General features: G+C 36.1%; 13 protein-coding genes. 1 reads left to right on the forward strand and 12 read right to left on the reverse strand.

All coding sequences use genetic code 11. The features are described from left to right. Nucleotides 1–177: 177 nt before the first annotated feature. The 8 genes from pepN to thiC all read right to left on the reverse strand — a co-directional run bounded on the left by pepN (nt 178) and on the right by thiC (nt 9,247). Nucleotides 178–2,805, reverse strand: coding sequence for an aminopeptidase N (gene pepN, locus AYT27_RS02505; protein WP_011180415.1), 2,628 nt, complete (start codon nt 2,803–2,805; stop codon nt 178–180). A 76-nt stretch (nt 2,806–2,881) separates the two neighbouring features. After that, nucleotides 2,882–3,709 (reverse strand): uracil-DNA glycosylase, encoded by an 828-nt coding sequence (locus AYT27_RS02510; protein WP_011180416.1) that lies wholly within the window; start codon nt 3,707–3,709, stop codon nt 2,882–2,884. 429 nt (nt 3,710–4,138) lie between these two features. Beyond that, nucleotides 4,139–4,897, reverse strand: coding sequence for a hydroxymethylpyrimidine/phosphomethylpyrimidine kinase (locus tag AYT27_RS02515; protein ID WP_011180417.1), 759 nt, complete (start codon nt 4,895–4,897; stop codon nt 4,139–4,141). After that, on the reverse strand, nt 4,888–5,493 hold the full coding sequence (locus AYT27_RS02520) for a thiamine phosphate synthase (RefSeq protein ID WP_011180418.1): 606 nt from the start codon (nt 5,491–5,493) through the stop codon (nt 4,888–4,890). Before AYT27_RS02520 ends, AYT27_RS02515 begins: the two co-directional genes overlap by 10 nt. Then, nucleotides 5,490–6,263, reverse strand: a complete 774-nt coding sequence (locus tag AYT27_RS02525; protein WP_011180419.1) for a thiazole synthase — start codon at nt 6,261–6,263, stop codon at nt 5,490–5,492. Before AYT27_RS02525 ends, AYT27_RS02520 begins: the two co-directional genes overlap by 4 nt. Before the next feature lie 3 nt (nt 6,264–6,266). Then, the gene (thiS, locus tag AYT27_RS02530; protein ID WP_011180420.1) at nt 6,267–6,464 is read right to left on the reverse strand and encodes a sulfur carrier protein ThiS; all 198 of its coding nucleotides are present in this window, start codon (nt 6,462–6,464) and stop codon (nt 6,267–6,269) included. 3 nt (nt 6,465–6,467) lie between these two features. Continuing rightward, nucleotides 6,468–7,418 carry an FAD-dependent oxidoreductase gene (locus AYT27_RS02535; protein WP_011180421.1) on the reverse strand — a complete coding sequence of 317 codons (951 nt, stop codon included), beginning with the start codon at nt 7,416–7,418 and terminating at the stop codon, nt 6,468–6,470. Continuing rightward, a complete protein-coding gene (gene thiC, locus AYT27_RS02540) occupies nt 7,415–9,247 on the reverse strand; it encodes a phosphomethylpyrimidine synthase ThiC (protein WP_011180422.1) in 1,833 nt (610 codons plus the stop codon). Before thiC ends, AYT27_RS02535 begins: the two co-directional genes overlap by 4 nt. 3,084 nt (nt 9,248–12,331) lie before the next feature. On the opposite strand from thiC, the gene AYT27_RS02545 reads away from it, so the two are divergent. Beyond that, entirely contained in the window at nt 12,332–13,312 is a 981-nt protein-coding gene (locus AYT27_RS02545; protein ID WP_011180423.1) for a phage tail protein, read from the forward strand. Nucleotides 13,313–14,561: 1,249 nt separating this feature from the next. Here the strand turns inward: AYT27_RS02545 and AYT27_RS02555 are convergent. Genes AYT27_RS02555 through AYT27_RS02570 form a run of 4 tightly spaced genes read right to left on the reverse strand, consistent with a single transcriptional unit; the run spans nt 14,562 to nt 18,423 of the window. Next, the gene (locus AYT27_RS02555; protein WP_011180424.1) at nt 14,562–15,362 is read right to left on the reverse strand and encodes a heme ABC transporter ATP-binding protein; all 801 of its coding nucleotides are present in this window, start codon (nt 15,360–15,362) and stop codon (nt 14,562–14,564) included. Next, the gene (locus AYT27_RS02560; protein ID WP_011180425.1) at nt 15,359–16,456 is read right to left on the reverse strand and encodes a FecCD family ABC transporter permease; all 1,098 of its coding nucleotides are present in this window, start codon (nt 16,454–16,456) and stop codon (nt 15,359–15,361) included. Before AYT27_RS02560 ends, AYT27_RS02555 begins: the two co-directional genes overlap by 4 nt. Nucleotide 16,457: 1 nt before the next feature. Next, nucleotides 16,458–17,363: a heme/hemin ABC transporter substrate-binding protein gene (locus tag AYT27_RS02565; protein ID WP_011180426.1), complete on the reverse strand. Its 906-nt coding sequence runs from the start codon at nt 17,361–17,363 to the stop codon at nt 16,458–16,460. A 16-nt stretch (nt 17,364–17,379) separates the two neighbouring features. Continuing rightward, nucleotides 17,380–18,423, reverse strand: coding sequence for a hemin-degrading factor (locus tag AYT27_RS02570; protein WP_011180427.1), 1,044 nt, complete (start codon nt 18,421–18,423; stop codon nt 17,380–17,382). Nucleotides 18,424–18,606 lie beyond the last annotated feature (183 nt).

Here is an 18,606-nt window from a genome sequence, read left to right on the forward strand (position 1 = left end):
TTTTTTAGAAAAAGGTATTTTACTTTTATTGAGTGTGGATTATGGAAATGAAAAGGAACTTTCACATGACCTATAAACAGGTATTTTATTACCTATTTATAGGCTTATTATGATCGAATAATTCGTCAATATTATTTTATAATATTTATAAAATACTGATTATAAATATTTTTTATTTTAAGCTAGGATACGAGAGATGATTTCAGCGACATCGCTTGACAATTGAGGAGCTTCTGCAATTGTTTTTAATGCGGTTTCAAGTTTTTGTTTTCGAACGGGTTCTAATTGTCGCCACGAGCGCATCCTTGTTAATAACCATGAAGCGAGCTGTGGATTTTTTTTGTCAATTTCCAAAATGATTTGGCAAAGAAAATGATAAGGTGCACCATCAACTCTATTAAATCCCGTTAGATTATGAGAGGCAAAGATACCAATCAAAGCGCGTACACGATTAGGATTATCTTGTGAAAAAAGCGGATGCTGCATGAGTTTTCGAACATGATCAAGAGTTGATGTCCCCGCAACCATTGCTTGAATCGAGAACCATTTATCCATGACCAAAGGGTCATGTCGATATCGGTTTTCAAAATCATTTAAGGCATTTTGCGCCTGCTCACTTTCTTTAAAGCGCTGCACTAAAATAGCTATACTGGCCATACGGTCAGTCATATTATTAGCTGTCGCATATTGTTTGGCAGCACGATTTGGTTGGGATTCGGCGATGGAAAGATAGTCTAGTACAATATTCCGTAATGCTCGTTTTCCAGCTTGTGCAATGTTTGGTGAATAGGGCTCATTGGTTTCCATTTGCATATAAATTTTTATGAAGAGCTCTTGATGCGTATGTGCGAGTGAAGCTAAAAATTGATTTCGCACATAGTGAATACGCTCTGGATCGACATTTTTACCGATTATATGGGCAAGTTCAATTTCGCTTGGTAAATTTAAACAAAATGCACGAAACTCTGGTTCAAGGTTTTCATCTGTAATGATGTTTTCAATCAATTTTAGCAAAGCAGAGGACATATCCACTGTTGCTTGTGTTTCATCTTGAATAGATTTAATCAGAGCTTGCGTTATCAATTGGTTAAGCGATTGCCAACGATTAAATTGATTGTCATCTTTTTGTGCAAGAAAAATGAATTCGCTTTCATTGAATGGAGTTTGTAGATTGATAGGTGCAGAGTAGTCTCTAAGCAGTGATAAAATAGGCTTTTCGCTCAGTCCCCTTAATGTAAAAGTTTGGTTTTTTTTAGAAAGAAGCATAACCCCTGATTGAATATCTGCATCAGCTTCATAGGTAAGAGATTCTCCATTATGTCCTAAGAGTCCAAAAGCGATAGGGATAAGCATAGGCTTTTTTGTATTTTGTTCGGGTGTTGCTGGAATATGTTGTTTTGCATGAATCGTGAGAACACCATCGCTATAATGATGGTCGATTTCCACATTGGGTGTTCCTGCTTGTTCATACCACAGCATAAATTGTGAGAAGTCTTGATGAGAGACTTCAGAAAAACAAGCGATAAAATCTTCAATTGTACAAGCTTGCCCATCATGACGTTGAAAATAGAGATCCATCCCTTTACGAAAGAGAGTAGGGCCTAAAAGAGTATGCACCATGCGAACGACTTCTGCACCTTTTTCATAAACGGTTGCAGTGTAAAAGTTATTGATTTGGCTATATTGACGGGGCCGTACAGGATGAGCAAGTGGACCAGAATCTTCAGTGAATTGCATAGTTTTCAATGTTTTTATATTTTCAATGCGCTGTAGGCTACGTACATTTTGATCTGAGGAAAATTCTTGATCACGGTAAACAGTTAAGCCTTCTTTTAAACAGAGTTGAAACCAATCACGACAAGTAATACGATTACCAGTCCAATTATGGAAATATTCATGAGCAATGATACGTTCGATATTTCTATAATCATGATCAGTTGCTGTTTCAGGATCTGCTAGAATATATTTATCGTTAAAAATGTTAAGTCCTTTGTTTTCCATTGCACCCATGTTAAAATCGGAAACAGCAACAATATTGAAAACATCAAGGTCGTATTCGCGCCCGAAACATTGTTCATCCCAATGCATAGAACGTTTGAGAGCATCCATTGCATAGGTTGCACGTTTGGTCTTTCCTTTTTCCACATAGATAGCAAGTTTGATACGTCGGCCAGATAGGGTGGTAAAATGGTCTTCTAACTTGTCAAGATTACCACCAACTAACGCAAAGAGATAGGATGGTTTGGGGTAAGGATCTTCCCAAAGAGCAAAATGGCGATTATTCTCAAGAGTTCCTGTTTCGATGAGATTGCCATTGGAAAGTAAGACAGGGATTGTTTTAGAATCCGCTTCAATTTTTACCGTATAGGTGGAAAGAACATCTGGGCGGTCATAAAAATAAGTAATACGACGAAAACCTTCTGATTCACATTGTGTGCAATAAACACCATTTGAAAGATAAAGCCCCATGAGTTGGCGGTTGCTTTCAGGATTCACTTCTGTGACCAATTGCAATGTAAAAGGAGTAGCTGGTGGGGTAGTAATTTCTAAACGTGAAGGAGTAACTTTATAAGCACTTTCAGGCAATATCTCGCCATTAAGAGCAACAGAAATGAGTGTAAGATCATCCCCAGAAAGCACAAGAGGTGTTAATTCTTTTGTATTATGACGCGGTTCAAGAAACAATGTTGCTGTAACATAGGTTTTTGTTGGCGCTAAACGGAAGTGCAGTTGTGTTTTAGGTATAGCGTAAGGGGTTTGCTGGTATTCTTCCAGACGATAAATAGGGACTGATGATTGTTGCATAATTTTTTCCTATTAGTGTTTAAAAGTTACAAATTAAAAGAGAGCTTACGCGTTGAGGTAAAGCAGAATTAACCAATTATAAAAGGCTGTCTAAGCGATTTTTTACTTCTAGAAAGTCTAGCCACGTAAGCTTTTTCTGACTCGGCGTTCGAAGAAGATAAGCAGGGTGAAAGGTTGGCATAACAGGTATTTTTATGTTGTTCTCGCTTTTATAGGTGAGCCATTTACCTCGGGTTCGGATAATTCCATTTTGCGCTCCCGTAAGGAACTGTGTCGCAACCCCTCCCAGTGCTATAAGAATACGAGGATTAGCTAAATAAATTTGCCGTTCAATGAAAGGGCGGCATAATGCAACTTCTCTTGGCGTGGGTGTGCGATTTCCTGGTGGACGCCAAGGAATAGTATTAGCTATGTAAACACTATTTCTTGTTAAGCCAATTGATGCAAGAATTTTATTCAGTAACATTCCTGCTTTCCCTACAAAAGGAATTCCTTGTATATCTTCCTCTCGTCCTGGTGCTTCTCCTATAAGCATGAGAGGACTTCCTGCTGTTCCATCTGAAAAACAGGTATTTTTTGCTGTCAATTTTAATGAGCAGCCATTAAACGCGAGGAGAGCAGATTTTAATTCATCAAGTGTATTCGCATTTTTTGCACTCTCTATAGCCGAAAGTTCACCTTGTATGATAGTAGAGTTAGAAAGCGGATGATTGTCTAACTTTATGGATGGCGATGTCTGTTGATTATGAGAAATCTTTACTACTTGTGTTGATTTTTTTTCTAAAGAAGCAGATTGACTAAAGCGATCAATAGGTAGATCTGTTAAGGCAGTATCTACACCGCTTTCTTTATAGAAGCTTAACAGTTCTTCATATGTGATTGAGCACGGAGTATGATTTAACATTTTATTTTTTCTTATAATCTCTCTATTAGGAATAGAGCAGATAAAATTATCCTTCAAGCTTTATGATGTGTTTATGAGTAATTTTTATGTAGGAAACAATGATATCCTTTTTTCTTGATAGAAAAGAAAAATTATACAATAGAGTGGTTCGCAGTTGTATGTATTTTTCAATGTGTGATCTTTTTCGTTAAGATATACTAAATTATCCTATAATAAAAATTTTTCCTCAAAAAAGTTATATAAATTAAGAATCTATAATATTTATAAAATAAAAAAGATAATTTTATAGTATGAAATTTATATTAATCATAATTTAAAAATAATTAAATAATTCTAAAGATATAGATATAAATTTATTTTAGGAAATAATAAGCATATAAACTGTAAAAGTGAGCAAGAATATTTAATAAGATTGTGATATAATATTAATTAATCACCTTTTTGATTGTGATTTAACAGTAATCTGTAAATATATTCTTTTGCATTTTTTATAGCTTGTATCATAGATTCATTTAATGCCAAATGTGCTGCAATAGCGCTGGAGAGGATGCAACCTGTTCCACGCATTGTTCTCGTTAAGCGCACAGTGGAAATATCGATGATTTCAGTTTTATCAATGAAGCTATCAGTTGCAAGGGGACCATCTGCATGTCCACCTTTTATCAAGATAGAACGTGGACCAAATGACAGAAGTTTTTTTGCTTGTTGTATTGCTTGCTTATGACAAGATGCCAATGGGGTTTGGCTGAGAAGGGCGAGCTCTTCCCTATTGGGTGTTAAAAGATCAACGTAAGGGAGAAGTTTATTGATCATAATTTCTATGATTGGTTCCGTTGTTAGTTTTCCTCCTGATGAGGCAAAAAGTACCGGGTCAAGAATAACCGGAATATGAGGATAGTCTTCTATGACATTACAGATTGCTGCGATAATTGCTTGATTTCCTGTCATCCCAATTTTTATTGCGCTTATTGGATTGGCCTCTAAGGCTGCGCGCATTTGCGCAGCTATGAGTTTTTCGCACATTGGAACAATTTCAGCAACATGGTTATCATCTTGTACGTTAATGCAAGTAATTGCTAAATTTGCTTTTATTTGAAAATGTGCAGCTGTTTCTATATCACGAACAATACCAGCACCTCCTGTTGGATCGGTGCCTGCAACAATAAGAATAGAAGGCATCAACGCCATGCTTGTGTCACTTTGATCCACTGTCTTACACGTTTTTCAGGTTTTTTATGGAGGAGAATATCGGTTACAACAGCGGCACTATTGGCTCCTGCTTTCAAAACACCAATTGCGCGTTCTGGTGTTAAGCCACCAATGCCAATTAAAGGTAAAGCACCAATCTGCTTTCTCCATTGTTTAATTTTTTCTAATCCTTGCGGCATCCATTTCATTTCTTTTAAGATTGTCGGATAAATAGGACCAAGGGCAATATAGTCAGGATCAACAGAGCGCGCGATATCCAATTCATGTTCATCATGTGTACTAAGACCAAATCTTATAGCATTTTTACGAATTGCGGGAAGATCAGCATTCCTTAAATCTTCTTGTCCAAGATGAATAAAATGACATTTTTCATCAATTGCTATTGTCCAATGATCATTAATAATTAATTGTGCTCCCAATTTATCGCAGATGTTTTTTGCGCGCTTAATATGTTCACGGATTGTTTTAAGATTTTCATTTTTCATACGCAATTGTATAAGTTTGATGCCAAGAGGAACCAAACGCTCAACCCAATCCGCATTGTCAACGATGGGATAAAATGGATCGAGTTTCATGAAAATACTGCTTTTCCAATAATTGGCGTTGAAGGAACAGCTACATTGCGTGCTTCAAGAATGCCCGCTTTATATCCCATACGTCCTGCCTGAATAGCTTTAGAAAATGCTTCAGCCATTAAGACAGGATCAGCTGCTTTAGCAACTGCGGTGTTAAGAAGCACTGCATCATAACCAAGTTCCATGGCAACGGTAGCATGTGATGGGCGTCCAATGCCAGCATCAATAACAAGAGTAACATCAGGAAGGTAAGCACGGATAGAACGCAATCCATCAGTATTATGTGGGCCTTTTGCAGATCCAATAGGAGCACACCAAGGCATAATGACTTGACAGCCAACATCCAAGAGCTTTTCAGCAACAATGAGATCATCTGTTGTATAGGCAAAAATTTTGAAACCTTCACTGTTTAAAATTTTTGCTGCTTCGACTAAAGAAAAAACATTTGGCTGTAGAGTATCGGGATTACCGATAATTTCGAGTTTAATCCAAGATGTTTTAAAGAGATCTCGTGCAAGTTTCGCGGTTGTAACAGCTTCTTTAACAGTATAACAACCAGCGGTATTGGGGAGCACTGTTATATCCAGTTCTTTAAGAAACTGCCAAAATTGTCCACCTTGTTTTCCACCAGCGGTTTCTCGGCGTAACGAAACTGTTACAATTTCTGTATTCGATTTATGAATAGCATCACGAAGAATTGCTGGTGAAGGATATTGCGCTGTACCTAACATAAGACGAGAAGAAAATTTATGTCCGTACAGATTCAGCATAGCTTAGCCTCCTTGCATTGGGCTTAAGATTTCAATTTTATCTCCTTCATGTAAGACACATCGGCTTCGTGCATCTATGGGAACAACTTCTGCATTAACAGCGGTTGCGAGCCAATTTCCTTCATAACCTAATTCTTCAAGCAACAGATTGAGAGTGATGACTTCTGTTTCGATTGTTTCACCATTGACAAATATTTGCATGCTTTACTCCAACGCCAATTTCATCGCTCGTGTTGCCATTTCGGGAGATAAAAGGAAACCATGTCTATAAAATCCGTTAATAGAAATATGGTTACCATATTTGTATACAGAAGGGAAGTTATCAGGATAAGATGGTCGTATACCAACGCCGGATTCAATAATTTCTGCTTCGGCAAAAGCAGGATGCAAGGTATAAGCCGCATTGAGTAATTCCATCATTGATCTTATCGAGATGGCACCATCAAAGTCACTTTCAATCATTGTTGCGCCAATCATAAAAATATTATCTTGCCGAGGAACAATATAGAGAGGAAATCGTGGATGAAGGAGGCGAATTGGACGAGAAATTTTAATATCTGTGCTGCGTACGAGAAGCATTTCGCCGCGTACACCCCGTATATTTTTGTCTTTTCCTAAACGCGCTATTCCAGTCGCATCAATGACAAGATCAAATTTTTTTTCAGATGTTTCTATATCAACAAAACAGACTCCATTTTTTATAAGATCTTCTTTTAAAGTGATAAGTGCTTGGCGCGGGTCAAGATGTGCTTCATTTTCATAAAAGAGTGCGTGGTTGAAACGTTCTGCAAGATCCGGTTCAAGATGTGCTATTTCCTCACCATTTATAATTTTATGATGATGTGTACGCGCTGAAAATCGTTCAAGTTCTCCCCTATCCCGTGTAGGTGCAACAACTAAAGTTCCTTTTCGTATGACGAGATTGGGAAGTGTTTTATGCCACCATTGTATCGCTTGTATGCCAAGGTCTTCAACGATTTGTTCAGCGTTTTCTTTTTCACAGTAAGGTGCTAGCATTCCTCCTGCATACCAACTAGCAGTTCCTACAGGAGAATGAGGGGGTGCTGAAATGGTAACAGAAACACCTTTTTGTTGTAACATAAAGGCGACTGTTAATCCCCCTACACCTGCACCTTTAATAAGAATGTTTTTCAATGGTTTACTATCTTCTTTTGAGGAGGACTAACGTCTATATAGAGATCACCATTCTTTTGATATTTTTCCGCCATGGCGACCATACCTTCATCTTTTATTTTTCTGTGTACTGTGTCACGAATATCATGGGAAATACGCATAGAACAAAATTTTGGTCCACACATGGAGCAAAAATGCACCAATTTATGAGCTTCCTTAGGCATTGTTTCATCATGAAAAGCACAGGCTGTTTCTGGATCAAGAGAAAGGTTAAATTGATCATACCATCGAAAATCAAATCGTGCACGTGAGAGAGCGTTATCGCGTAGTTGTGCTCTTGGTAAACCTTTTGCAAGATCAGCAGCATGAGCAGCGATTTTGTAAGTGATTACACCAGTTTTGACATCATTCTTATCGGGAAGTCCTAAATGTTCTTTAGGTGTTACGTAACAAAGCATGGCAGTTCCAAACCATCCAATCATAGCAGCACCAATTGCTGATGTAATATGGTCATATCCAGGTGCAATATCAGTTGTAAGAGGTCCCAAAGTATAAAAAGGCGCTTCATGACAGAGATCTAATTGTTGTTCCATATTTTCTTTAATTTTGTGCATTGGCACATGCCCAGGTCCTTCAATCATAACCTGTACATCTTTTGCCCAGGCAACTTTTGTTAATTCCCCCAAAGTTTTAAGTTCAGCAAATTGAGCTTCATCATTAGCATCGGCAATAGAGCCAGGACGCAATCCATCTCCTAATGAAAGAGAGATATCATACGTGCGTGCAATGTCACAAATTTCATCAAAATGTTCATAGAGAAAACTTTCTTTGTGATGATGGAGGCACCATTTTGCCATAATAGAACCGCCCCGTGAAACAATACCTGTTATGCGATCAATGGTTAGAGGAATGAAAGGTAATCTTAATCCTGCATGGATAGTAAAATAATCAACACCCTGTTCTGCTTGTTCAATAAGAGTATCACGAAAAATATCCCATGTTAAGTTTTCAGCAATACCCTGTACTTTTTCAAGTGCTTGATAAAGTGGAACAGTTCCGATGGGAACTGGAGAATTCCTAATAATCCACTCACGAATATTATGGATATTTCGGCCTGTTGAAAGATCCATAACTGTATCTGCTCCCCAACGAATAGCCCAAACCATTTTATCAACTTCTTCTGCCATAGATGAAGTAACTGCTGAATTTCCAATATTGGCATTAATTTTAACACGAAAATTTCGTCCAATAATCATTGGCTCACATTCTGGATGATTGATGTTATGAGGAATAATAGCACGTCCGCAGGCAATTTCATTGCGAACAAATTCCGCAGTATAAATTTCTGGTATTGATCCATTGCATATTTTATCGGGTTGCGCTTTTGGCTGATCTTTTACTGTTAATCCTTCATTTTCTCGTATAGCCACATATTCCATTTCTGCGGTAATAATGCCTGCACGTGCGTAAGCCATTTGTGTAATTGCTTTACCGTTTTTTGCCCTCAAAATAGGCCGCTTTTGTTTAAAGGCCGGAGGAGGCGTTTTATCATAAAGCAATCCATTATCTTCAGGTTTGACTGGTCGTGCAGGATAAGGTTCAGTATCAGCTCTCTTAGAAAGCCAAGGTAAACTAATTGCGGGCAAGCCATTTGTAATATCAATGATTATATCGTTGTCAGTGTAAGGGCCAGACGTATCATAGATATTTAAAGATTTTTCAGCACTGCCATCTGTCAATGAAATTTCACGCAGTGGTACCTGAACATCAGAAAAGAGAGGACTTTGTTGATAAATTTTGCGTGAGGCGGGAAAGGGACTGCAACTGATTGATGGAATATTTTTCTGCATAAACTTTTTCCTTATAGATTCATCATTCAAAAACAGATAGCGATGTTAACGGCGATGTATTCAAATCATCAATACATACGCTTAAAAAGAACGCATATATTGCTTTTATATACATCTAATAGAGCCCGCGAAATTTTATTTTGAAAAAATTGATAAAATATCTTTAAAATATTCGTATTAGACTCTCACTTAATAAAACTTTTATTAGCGTGAATATGGTTGGCTTAAATACTTATATATTGTCAATCATAAAGATATATTTTTAACGATTTTGGTGAATTTTTCAGAAATGAAGATAGATATTATGATAAATAATTCGCTACAATATTAATTATTGCCTGTAAAAAATAGTGAAATCAATGATTTATTATAACTTTGAGAGAGTTTAGGGTTATTTCTTTGGTTAGATTTTTGCCCTCTATTCTTAATTTTTTGTAACTTATTTTTTAATGTAAGTTAGTTTTTTACGGTTAGCACTCTTTATGTAAAGAAATATCATGTTACTTTTTATCTAGTCGAAAAATACTTTCAATTATGATATCGCTGCAGCTGAATTTACAGTACGTATTACTGCTGGTTGTTTAAATATTTATTTTGGTTGCACGCTTTATAAATATTTGGTTGGGAAAAAGGAAATAGCATAATGTGAAATGTTTTTTTGCTTAGTGCTTTTTCAAAAAACACGTGACTGTGTAGCTTCAAAGACATTTACAGCGTTACAAAAGCAATGACTCGCTCTTTTGAAGGAAGATTAAGTGTAAGGAAGGATTTTAGTTGCTTTTTTTGCATTTGGAGATGGTAATATATTACAAAAAGAACGGAAAGCTAATAAAACATTGGCTATCCTTGTGAATAGAAATACAGAAATTTTGAATTTAAAATACCAAAGTAAAGCAGACATCACTGCAATGATCATGAGTGCAACAAGAAGGAAGAACTAATATAAAAAAACCGTAATCAAAGCAGCTAAGTAAACAGATAAAAATATGTTAATAATAGTTTACAGAGACTTAAGTGCCATTCTGCTTATTTATTGATATTGAGAAAGCCTTTACAGCTTTGTAACAACAAAGAATGAGAACATCATTCACTACAGAATAAAGCGTATTGAAATTATTTCTTTAGATCTAATAAACTTCGCTATCTTTATAATTATGAAATAACAGAGCAAAATTATCATTATATTTTTTATCCTCAATGTTTGCTATTATTCTTGCATTAAAACGGTTCATTAATCGCAAGTTTAATCTTTTCTGAAGTTGCTGTTTAATATACATACCGCTCTCTCCATTAACTTGCTATGGAACAGTTTTCTTACATTATAATAAGGGATAATTGAAAGTTTTTAAAATAACAAAATATTAAGGTATTAATGAGTCTAATTCAATGTATAGATGATTATTTATGATTAAAAAGTTGATGGTAAATGATGACAAGACAGATTAAGATTGTCCGGAAAATTTGCTCTTATTTTTAAGTAAAAAGTTGTTGACGCAGTTTAGAAGAAATGCGGTTTTGAGAAAAAATTTTTGCTTTAATGATTACTTTGCAAAGAGGATAAGTATAGTAGAAGAGATATTTAGCACTATTTTTGTGCGCATCAGTTTCAGAATTTGTGGAAAGTGTTGAAAAAGATATTAAAGGAGCAATTAAAAGCTATAATTTTTAAAAAGACTATTTTTAAAAGGCTGTTACGAGGTGAGTTAGTCATTGCTTAAATCGCTTGATGGACGCATAGCTTTTTTAATTTTTAGATTTTGATAGCGATATTAAAAGTATAAAGTTGATGAGATACTATTTTGCTCTGTTTGAGCTAATCAGGTGGAATTGATTAATGAGATTGTTTAGCAGATGCTTATTCTGAAACTCTTATATGAAAATGAAGGATATTCGTAATTGCAGGGTTGTTAAAAAGATTTATTGTTCTTGAAAAAAAACTCTACATATAATAAAATATATCAAAAGGTGTTTATGCTAACTGTGGGGGGATAAGTGATTAGCAGAAAGTTGATTGTGGGAGCTCTGAGTGCAATTTTTGCAGAGCATTAGAGGGTTGTCAGTTTACGTTTTCTTAGTTCGCGAAGATGATAACTTTTTTCGATGGAAAAGAGAATGTATGATGCATAGTCAGTTCAGTTTATTAAGCAGTATATTAAGTACGTCATTTCTAGTTTAAGTTAAAATATGGGAGATCCATTGTATTGAGTGCATCTTCGAGAGCACTTTACACTGGATAGGGCAAATTTTTGAGAAGAGTGCTGACGTTAGTCTAGTAAAATGAGTTTTCCGTAACAATTTTAATGAAACAAGGTATACTCGAAAGAGTATTTGTGTGCAGATAAGAACTTGGTGAATAATGCAAACGACTTGTTTCAACCTAAAAAGATTTTCTTAATTTTTTTGATATGGAAAGAAATTCAACAAAAAATATAGCTTATTCTGGTAAGAATAGAGCGAAACAACGTGTGATGATTTTGTAGCTACAGATCAATGCATTAAAATTATTGTATAATTTTCAAAATACATAAGTAAAATATAAAGACAGAGAGTAAAAAATATTACCGGATTAAACAATCTAAAAGGATTGAAAGCGCTACAAAATGTAGCGATTCTTAATCAAGAATTCTAGTATGTTAGAGGTTTCCTATTTAGAAGATAAATAATTTCAACGATAAGTTTGTAAGATCTACGGTAGGGAATTTTATGAACAATATTTATTCAACTTTAAAACGATAAAAGAGATTCCAAAATGTAATCATATAACTACAGAAGACAGTAGTAGAAAAAACAACTCCAAAATTGGGTGATAATATTGCAAGTGAAAGGCATTGATGCTGATTTTATTAAAAAAGATGTGGTAATTTATTTCATTTAACCGCAGGAAATAAAAAAAATTAAAGAATACACATGATACAGTAAAAATGATGTATTACACCAATAATAATGCAGTTCTCCACACCTTAGTATCATTAATAGATTGAATACTATTAATTGAGCGCTCAAGTAAGAAAATAGATCGCTGCATATGGTTAGTAAAAAGAAAAAAATGCTAAAAAACTATTGAGAAGAAGGGGGAATATTATAATGTCGAATATTTACGATTGGTCGCTAAAGGCTGATGAAAATGCACATTCAGATAATATCATTAATTGGGCAGAAGGTCAGCCACCAAGTTCTGTCAATGATAGTGCGCGGGCGATGATGCAGCGTGTGCGTGAATATCTTGCAGATAATGGCGGCTCTCTTGATTCAACGTTTATAGTAAATGCAGAAGATAAAACAACATCAATCATAGTAACAACGGCTTCACCTATAGAAGAATATAAAAATGATATTATTATACGTTTTAAAGCCGGCGGTGTAAATGTTGGTACGACGACAGTAATTGTTAATAACATAGAAGAGAAGCTGCTCTATAAAGCAACTAATGCAGGTGTTACACCATTAGAGGGCGGTGAGCTACAAAGGGATGCTATTTATGAAATGGTGTATAATAAGGATGTTTCAATGGAAGATCATGGTGGTTGGTATCTCTTAAATCCCACACCTCTTCCACCACCAAAGATAGAAACCTTTCCTTCAGGGTTTATCGCGACCTTTGCTATGCAAGAAGTGCCAAGCGGCTGGCTTTTATGTGATGGTGCAGTCTATGAGCGTAAAGATTATCCGCAATTATTCAAGGCGATAGGTGACAAATGGGGAAAAGACAGCGATACAACCTTTAAAGTTCCTGACTTTAGGGGCATGTTTTTACGTGGCTTTGATGATGGTCGCGGTTTGGATGCAGGTAGACAGTTTGCAGATCAGCAGCACGATAGTATTAGATCCCATACACATATTGGCACGATTGAAGAAGCTGGTGAACATACGCACAAATTTCAGTATTATGGAGTTGGATGGGACTCCGGTGACATTGGCAGAAGGAATCCCTTTTATTACCGTCAATCTAGTACAGGGGTGACACAATCAGCTGGCGCGCACACGCACGATATCAGTCTTTCTCCAACGGGTGAGGCAGAAACACGGCCTGTGAATACAACGGTTGTTTATGCCATAAAATCGTGAGACTTTTGGATGATAAATAATCTATGATATTATGAACGCGGAGAAAATCCGCGTTATTCTCTATGAAAAGTCATAAATGCTCCATATGCCATTTATTAAGATACTTGAGAATGCTAAAAGCAATATTTTAATGATTTTTAGGTTAGTAATTTTAGAAGTCTCGTGGGGAGGGAAAACCTACTATAAGAAAAAATAGTCGAAAGTTATTTTTTCTTTATGTGTGTGATTGTACGAAAAAAATTGTAAAAGTCATTGAGAATTTATCGTAAAGGAGACTGTACAAGAGTGTGCTGTTTATTCATCTATTGTTTTAGTTTTGCTAATCCATGAGCTTTACCCCAGACCTTTACAGAGCTAGCAATCTTAGCGTGATTTTTCGTTATGGTATTTTTGTAAACTCAAACATTATTGCCAGCCAGGCTATTATTATCTAACTTAAGTTACTGTCGAGCTTTACAAACCCACTAAGATCGCTTGCTTTTCCATCAAATAAAGTCTCAACAGTTCTAATTTTATAAAGTGCGTAACGGTTGAAACAATTGTTTCATTTTTGAATGAAAATTTCTTTTATAAGAAGATAAAGATTTGAATAAAATATTTTAAAAAGGAGGGCTTTCTGCATTCGGATATTTAATTAGCATATACCTCATTTCTATATTAAGAAACGTAATCATATGCAGATTTGAGTTCCATTATCATTTTCAAATTCAGAAATTGTCTCATTATAAAGAAATATCATCATAAATGATAGCATTATCATATATATTAAGCTTGATTGATTTACACGCGTATTATCATAAATTTGCGCAGTGCTTTCAATTAAGTCTTTAACTTTTACATTAATCAAATATACATGAATTTTTCCAAATGCGCGCCTTATCATGAATAGGCAATTATCCTTATTGATTACTTTCCTTTTTTCAATTCTAGGATACTTGCTGTTTTTGCATTAAGGCAGTTCTTAAGAGGTGAATATTGAGTCTTTTCTCAAACGGTTTTTATTCACACGTTATTCTCTTTTATAACATGCAAGTAAACGATTTTTTTGATGATGAATAAGGATAAAACAAACAAATATGACGGTATTTGACGCTTTCATACAATATAAAAAGCGCTACTTTTATAAAGAAAACTATGAATGGGAAGTAGTTAATTAAAAACAAAAAAACTTCTCACCATATTTGCGTATTTTAATTTGTCATACGACTTGTTTTTTTGATTTAAGCAAATAGTTATTCTAAAAAATACGCTATTTCATTAGGGGCTGCGCTGTTTGTGGCAAAATAAAAGGGATGTCTGCTTGAGGCAATTCAGAAACGTTTAACGAACAAGAATAAACATCGCGCAGATTTTGCGTTGTCAAAACGGTAGAGGCACTTCCTTCACAATAAACTTTTCCCTGCTTTAGCAATATCATTTTATCTGCATAATGTGCGGCAAGATTGAGATCATGAAGAATAGCAAGAACGCCACCGCCACGATGGGCAAAATTTCTAGCAATATTCATAACAACAAGTTGATGTTGGATATCAAGGCTAGCAATAGGCTCATCTAATATCATCCAACGAGGGATTTTATTACAAATAGGTTCCCAGATTTGACAAAGCACACGGGCAAGTTGTACTCTAGCTTGTTCTCCACCTGATAATTGGTGATAGAGTCGGTGACCATAGTCAGCTAGTCCAACGCGTTCTAAAGTTTTTTGAGGAAGATTTTGGAATTGTTTTTTTGCAATAGTAAATTTGTTTATGGAGAGACCAAGTTCTACGACTTCATGGACTAAGAATGGAAATGCTAACGTTGTTGACTGTGGGAGCACCGCACGCATTGTTGCCATTTTAGAAGTTTTTGTTTGGGTAACATCATGACCATTTAGAGTCATTTTTCCACTGTAGGGAATTTCTCCACTCAGTGCTTTGACAAAAGTACTTTTCCCAGATCCATTAGGACCGATAATGACGGTTATAGCACCATTTTTTGCTTGGAGGTCAACATGTTTGAGGATCTGTTTTTTTCCGCGTTGAACGCAGATATCAACTGCTTCAATCATGAAAAATTTATTCCTCGTTTGCATATAAGAATCCAAAGGAAAAAAGGTGCACCAAAAAGTGCTGTAACAATTCCGATTGGTAATTCTGCTGGGGCTACAATTAAGCGTGCAAAGGTATCGGCAAAAATAAGTAATGCCGCTCCTAAGAGGGCTGAGCAAGGAATAAGATAGCGATGATCAGGACCAATGAGTTGACGCAAAATATGGGGAACAACAATACCGATAAAACCAATACCGCCACTGATAGCGACTGCGCTACCACACATAAGTGCAACAAGGAAAATAGCAATATTTTTAATCCGTTGAATATGGAAGCCAATGTGGCCAGCAACAGCTTCTCCAAGAGCAAGAGCATTAAGGGCGCGTGATAAAAAAGGAGAAAAAAGAAGACCAATACAGATAAAGGGAAAAACAAGCCACACTTTCAACCATGTTGCACCTGCAAGAGAGCCAAGATTCCAAAAAGTAATATCACGTAATTGTTGGTCATTTGCGATAAAAATTAATGTTCCAACAACAGCACTGCTTAAGGCACCAAGAGCAATGCCTGCAAGAAGCATTGTTGCAATAGATGTGCAACTATGACGTGTTGCTATCGCGTAGAGAACAATTGTTGATAATAGACCACCACAAAATGCACCTATGATAACCTTGTAAGGTTCTAGAAAAGGTGCCAATGAAGAAGGAAAGGCAATACCGACAACAATTGCTAAAACAGCTCCAAGACCGGCACCTGCAGATACGCCTACAATCCCCGGATCTGCAAGAGGGTTACGGAAAAGACCTTGCATAAGAACACCAGAGACAGCAAGAGCTGCTCCAACTAACACTCCCAAGATAATACGCGGCAGTCTTATGTCTATAAGTATGAGGTAATCACGCGTTCTACTACTCATCGAAAAATCTTGTGTGAGCATTACATGAAGGAAATCAATGAAAGAAGCCTTTGATGCACCATGCAAGAGTCCTCCAAAAATGCTGAAGATAAGAAACACAATTAAACTTAAGAGCAAAATTTTTGCTAAGTTCGCACGACTTACTCTTTTATTCTCCTTTGTTTCAGATGTATGCACAATGGATGGAGTGTCTAGCATGTTATAAGCTCTTACCATTTTGACCTACACCATAGAGCATATCAATAAGCTCCTTTGATGCGTTTGCAGTACGTGGACCAAATCCTAAAAGATACATAGCATCCATCTGTTTAATAGCCTGATTTTTTGCTGCAGTTGTTGCTTGAATTGCTGGTAAGGCTAAAATCTTATCAATGTTAGTGGAATTTTCCCCATGCTTGACAAGCAAAATAACATCAGGATTTGCTTTCAATAACGCTTCGCTATTGAGGAGTTTATATCCCTTATAACCAGTGATGGCATTGATACCACCGGAAAGTTTTATCATACCGTCGGCAGCTGTCCCTGTTCCAGAGGCCATGATACGGCCATTTTGCACGGATAAAACAAACAGTACTCGCTTTGGTTTTGTTACTTTTGCTAAAAGAGCATCATTATCTACGAAAGCACGGTTTATTTTTTCAATCAACGTAGCTGCTTGCATTTCCCTATGAAGAGCTTTGCCAACAAGACGAATCTTTTCTATAACACTTTCACGAGAATAGTTTTCTGGTATAATGACTATAGGAATAGATGTTTTTTTAAGAATATCAATTGTTGAAGCAGGACCACTTCCTTCGACAAGTAATATACCTTCCGGAGCAAGTGATAAAACACCTTCAGGTGAAAGCGCACGCATATATCCAAGTACAGGAAGTTTGAGTGCTTGTTGCGGATAGACGCTTGTACTATCACGGGCAACAAGTTGATCTTGAGCTCCTAATGCATAAACAATTTCTGTAAGTGATCCGCCAATAGAGACGATCCGTGCATTTTCAGGAAAATGCGTTACAGGTTCAGCGACCACTTGTTTAGAAAAGAAGGTAAAAAAGAGCAGTATACAAATAAGGAAAAATTTTGGTCGTTTGTGTAAAAGAAGTGTAAACATATCCAACTTTACCTTTCTAAGCGACTGCTACTGCGTGGCTTTGAGGCAAACTATTTAATAAAGAGCGCCAATCTTCACGTTCTTTTTGCCCTTCTTTTCGCATACCAAAGAATTGAATAATCATCTCATCATTTTCATCAAAAACTTCAAGTGAAGTGACATGACCATCACTGGTAGGTTTGCGAACGCACCATACATTTTTGATTCCAGGAATGAGTAAATGCAGGTGAAATTTTTTATCGAGAACATTAAGCCAAGGTCCCATTTGCTTAATGTTTTTTATTTGTCCACTAAAAATTTGGATACATCCCTTGTTTCCAACAAAGCACATAATAGGTACTTCTTGTTGCGCAACCTGGTTGAGCATAATTTCAATAGCTTCTCTCTTTAATTCATGAGCAAATTCATTTCCTACATATTTTACAGCATCATGTCGATTAATTTTGAGTTCAGAAATAATCCCGTGAAGTTGGTGTACATCAGTCATTTTCCGCCAACGATCGCGAAATTCTTCAACATTCAGTTCTACAATATCGCGCTTGTTTGGAATTGCTTTTGGAGGGATATCAAGAACGGGTGATTGATCCTCATGGAGCAACTTATCAACAAGTTTATTCCACTCTGCCATATTTGTGGTATCTTTAGAATAGAGTTTAAAAATAGCAACGCCATTTTGATCAAAGAAATGCAGACTTTTCGTAGGCTTTCCAAGAACAATTGCTTCGTATTCAAAACAAAATTTCCATTGTTTTGCAAAAATACGTAGGTCAATTTCACCAAGTGTGAGAAGGACATGTTGGTTTTGAACAATTTTTTCAAAACATCCTGTGATTTCATGAACAGCATGTTCATTACGTGTCAATGCCATAACTGTTCCAAGTTGAGGAGCATTTTCCAGGAGAACGGCAATATCAGTTTTTAGTCTTTTTGCTTTTCCAATTGTACAATAGGCAGCAATAAGTTCTGCTTCAGATATACCAATAGAGATTGCAAAATCACGATTACGCATCTCTTTTTTTTCTTCACGCAAACGAATAATCATTTCGGCTGTATATGACATGGACTTTCCTTATAATATTTTTTGAGATCTAACTTTTAAAATTTTACAATTTCAAAGCAATAGTTTGAACCTTTTTAAGGGTTCAAACCATTTTACCCAATAAGGTCCTATTATCAACAGCAGCACAACCAAAAGCGGACAAATCAGTAACAGTTAAAACCCCTCTTTCAAGTCTTTGTAGGT

This window comes from Bartonella henselae str. Houston-1 (genome assembly GCF_000046705.1).
Lineage (GTDB): Bacteria > Pseudomonadota > Alphaproteobacteria > Rhizobiales > Rhizobiaceae > Bartonella > Bartonella henselae.

Coding starts and splice junctions, on each gene's coding strand:
- pepN (WP_011180415.1), bottom strand. CDS start 2,805: ATGCAACAATCATCAGTCCCTATTTATCGTCTGGAAGAATACCAGCAA.
- AYT27_RS02510 (WP_011180416.1), bottom strand. CDS start 3,709: ATGTTAAATCATACTCCGTGCTCAATCACATATGAAGAACTGTTAAGC.
- AYT27_RS02515 (WP_011180417.1), bottom strand. CDS start 4,897: ATGGCGTTGATGCCTTCTATTCTTATTGTTGCAGGCACCGATCCAACA.
- AYT27_RS02520 (WP_011180418.1), bottom strand. CDS start 5,493: ATGAAACTCGATCCATTTTATCCCATCGTTGACAATGCGGATTGGGTT.
- AYT27_RS02525 (WP_011180419.1), bottom strand. CDS start 6,263: ATGCTGAATCTGTACGGACATAAATTTTCTTCTCGTCTTATGTTAGGT.
- thiS (WP_011180420.1), bottom strand. CDS start 6,464: ATGCAAATATTTGTCAATGGTGAAACAATCGAAACAGAAGTCATCACT.
- thiC (WP_011180422.1), bottom strand. CDS start 9,247: ATGCAGAAAAATATTCCATCAATCAGTTGCAGTCCCTTTCCCGCCTCA.
- AYT27_RS02545 (WP_011180423.1), top strand. CDS start 12,332: ATGTCGAATATTTACGATTGGTCGCTAAAGGCTGATGAAAATGCACAT.
- AYT27_RS02555 (WP_011180424.1), bottom strand. CDS start 15,362: ATGATTGAAGCAGTTGATATCTGCGTTCAACGCGGAAAAAAACAGATC.
- AYT27_RS02560 (WP_011180425.1), bottom strand. CDS start 16,456: ATGCTAGACACTCCATCCATTGTGCATACATCTGAAACAAAGGAGAAT.
- AYT27_RS02565 (WP_011180426.1), bottom strand. CDS start 17,363: ATGTTTACACTTCTTTTACACAAACGACCAAAATTTTTCCTTATTTGT.
- AYT27_RS02570 (WP_011180427.1), bottom strand. CDS start 18,423: ATGTCATATACAGCCGAAATGATTATTCGTTTGCGTGAAGAAAAAAAA.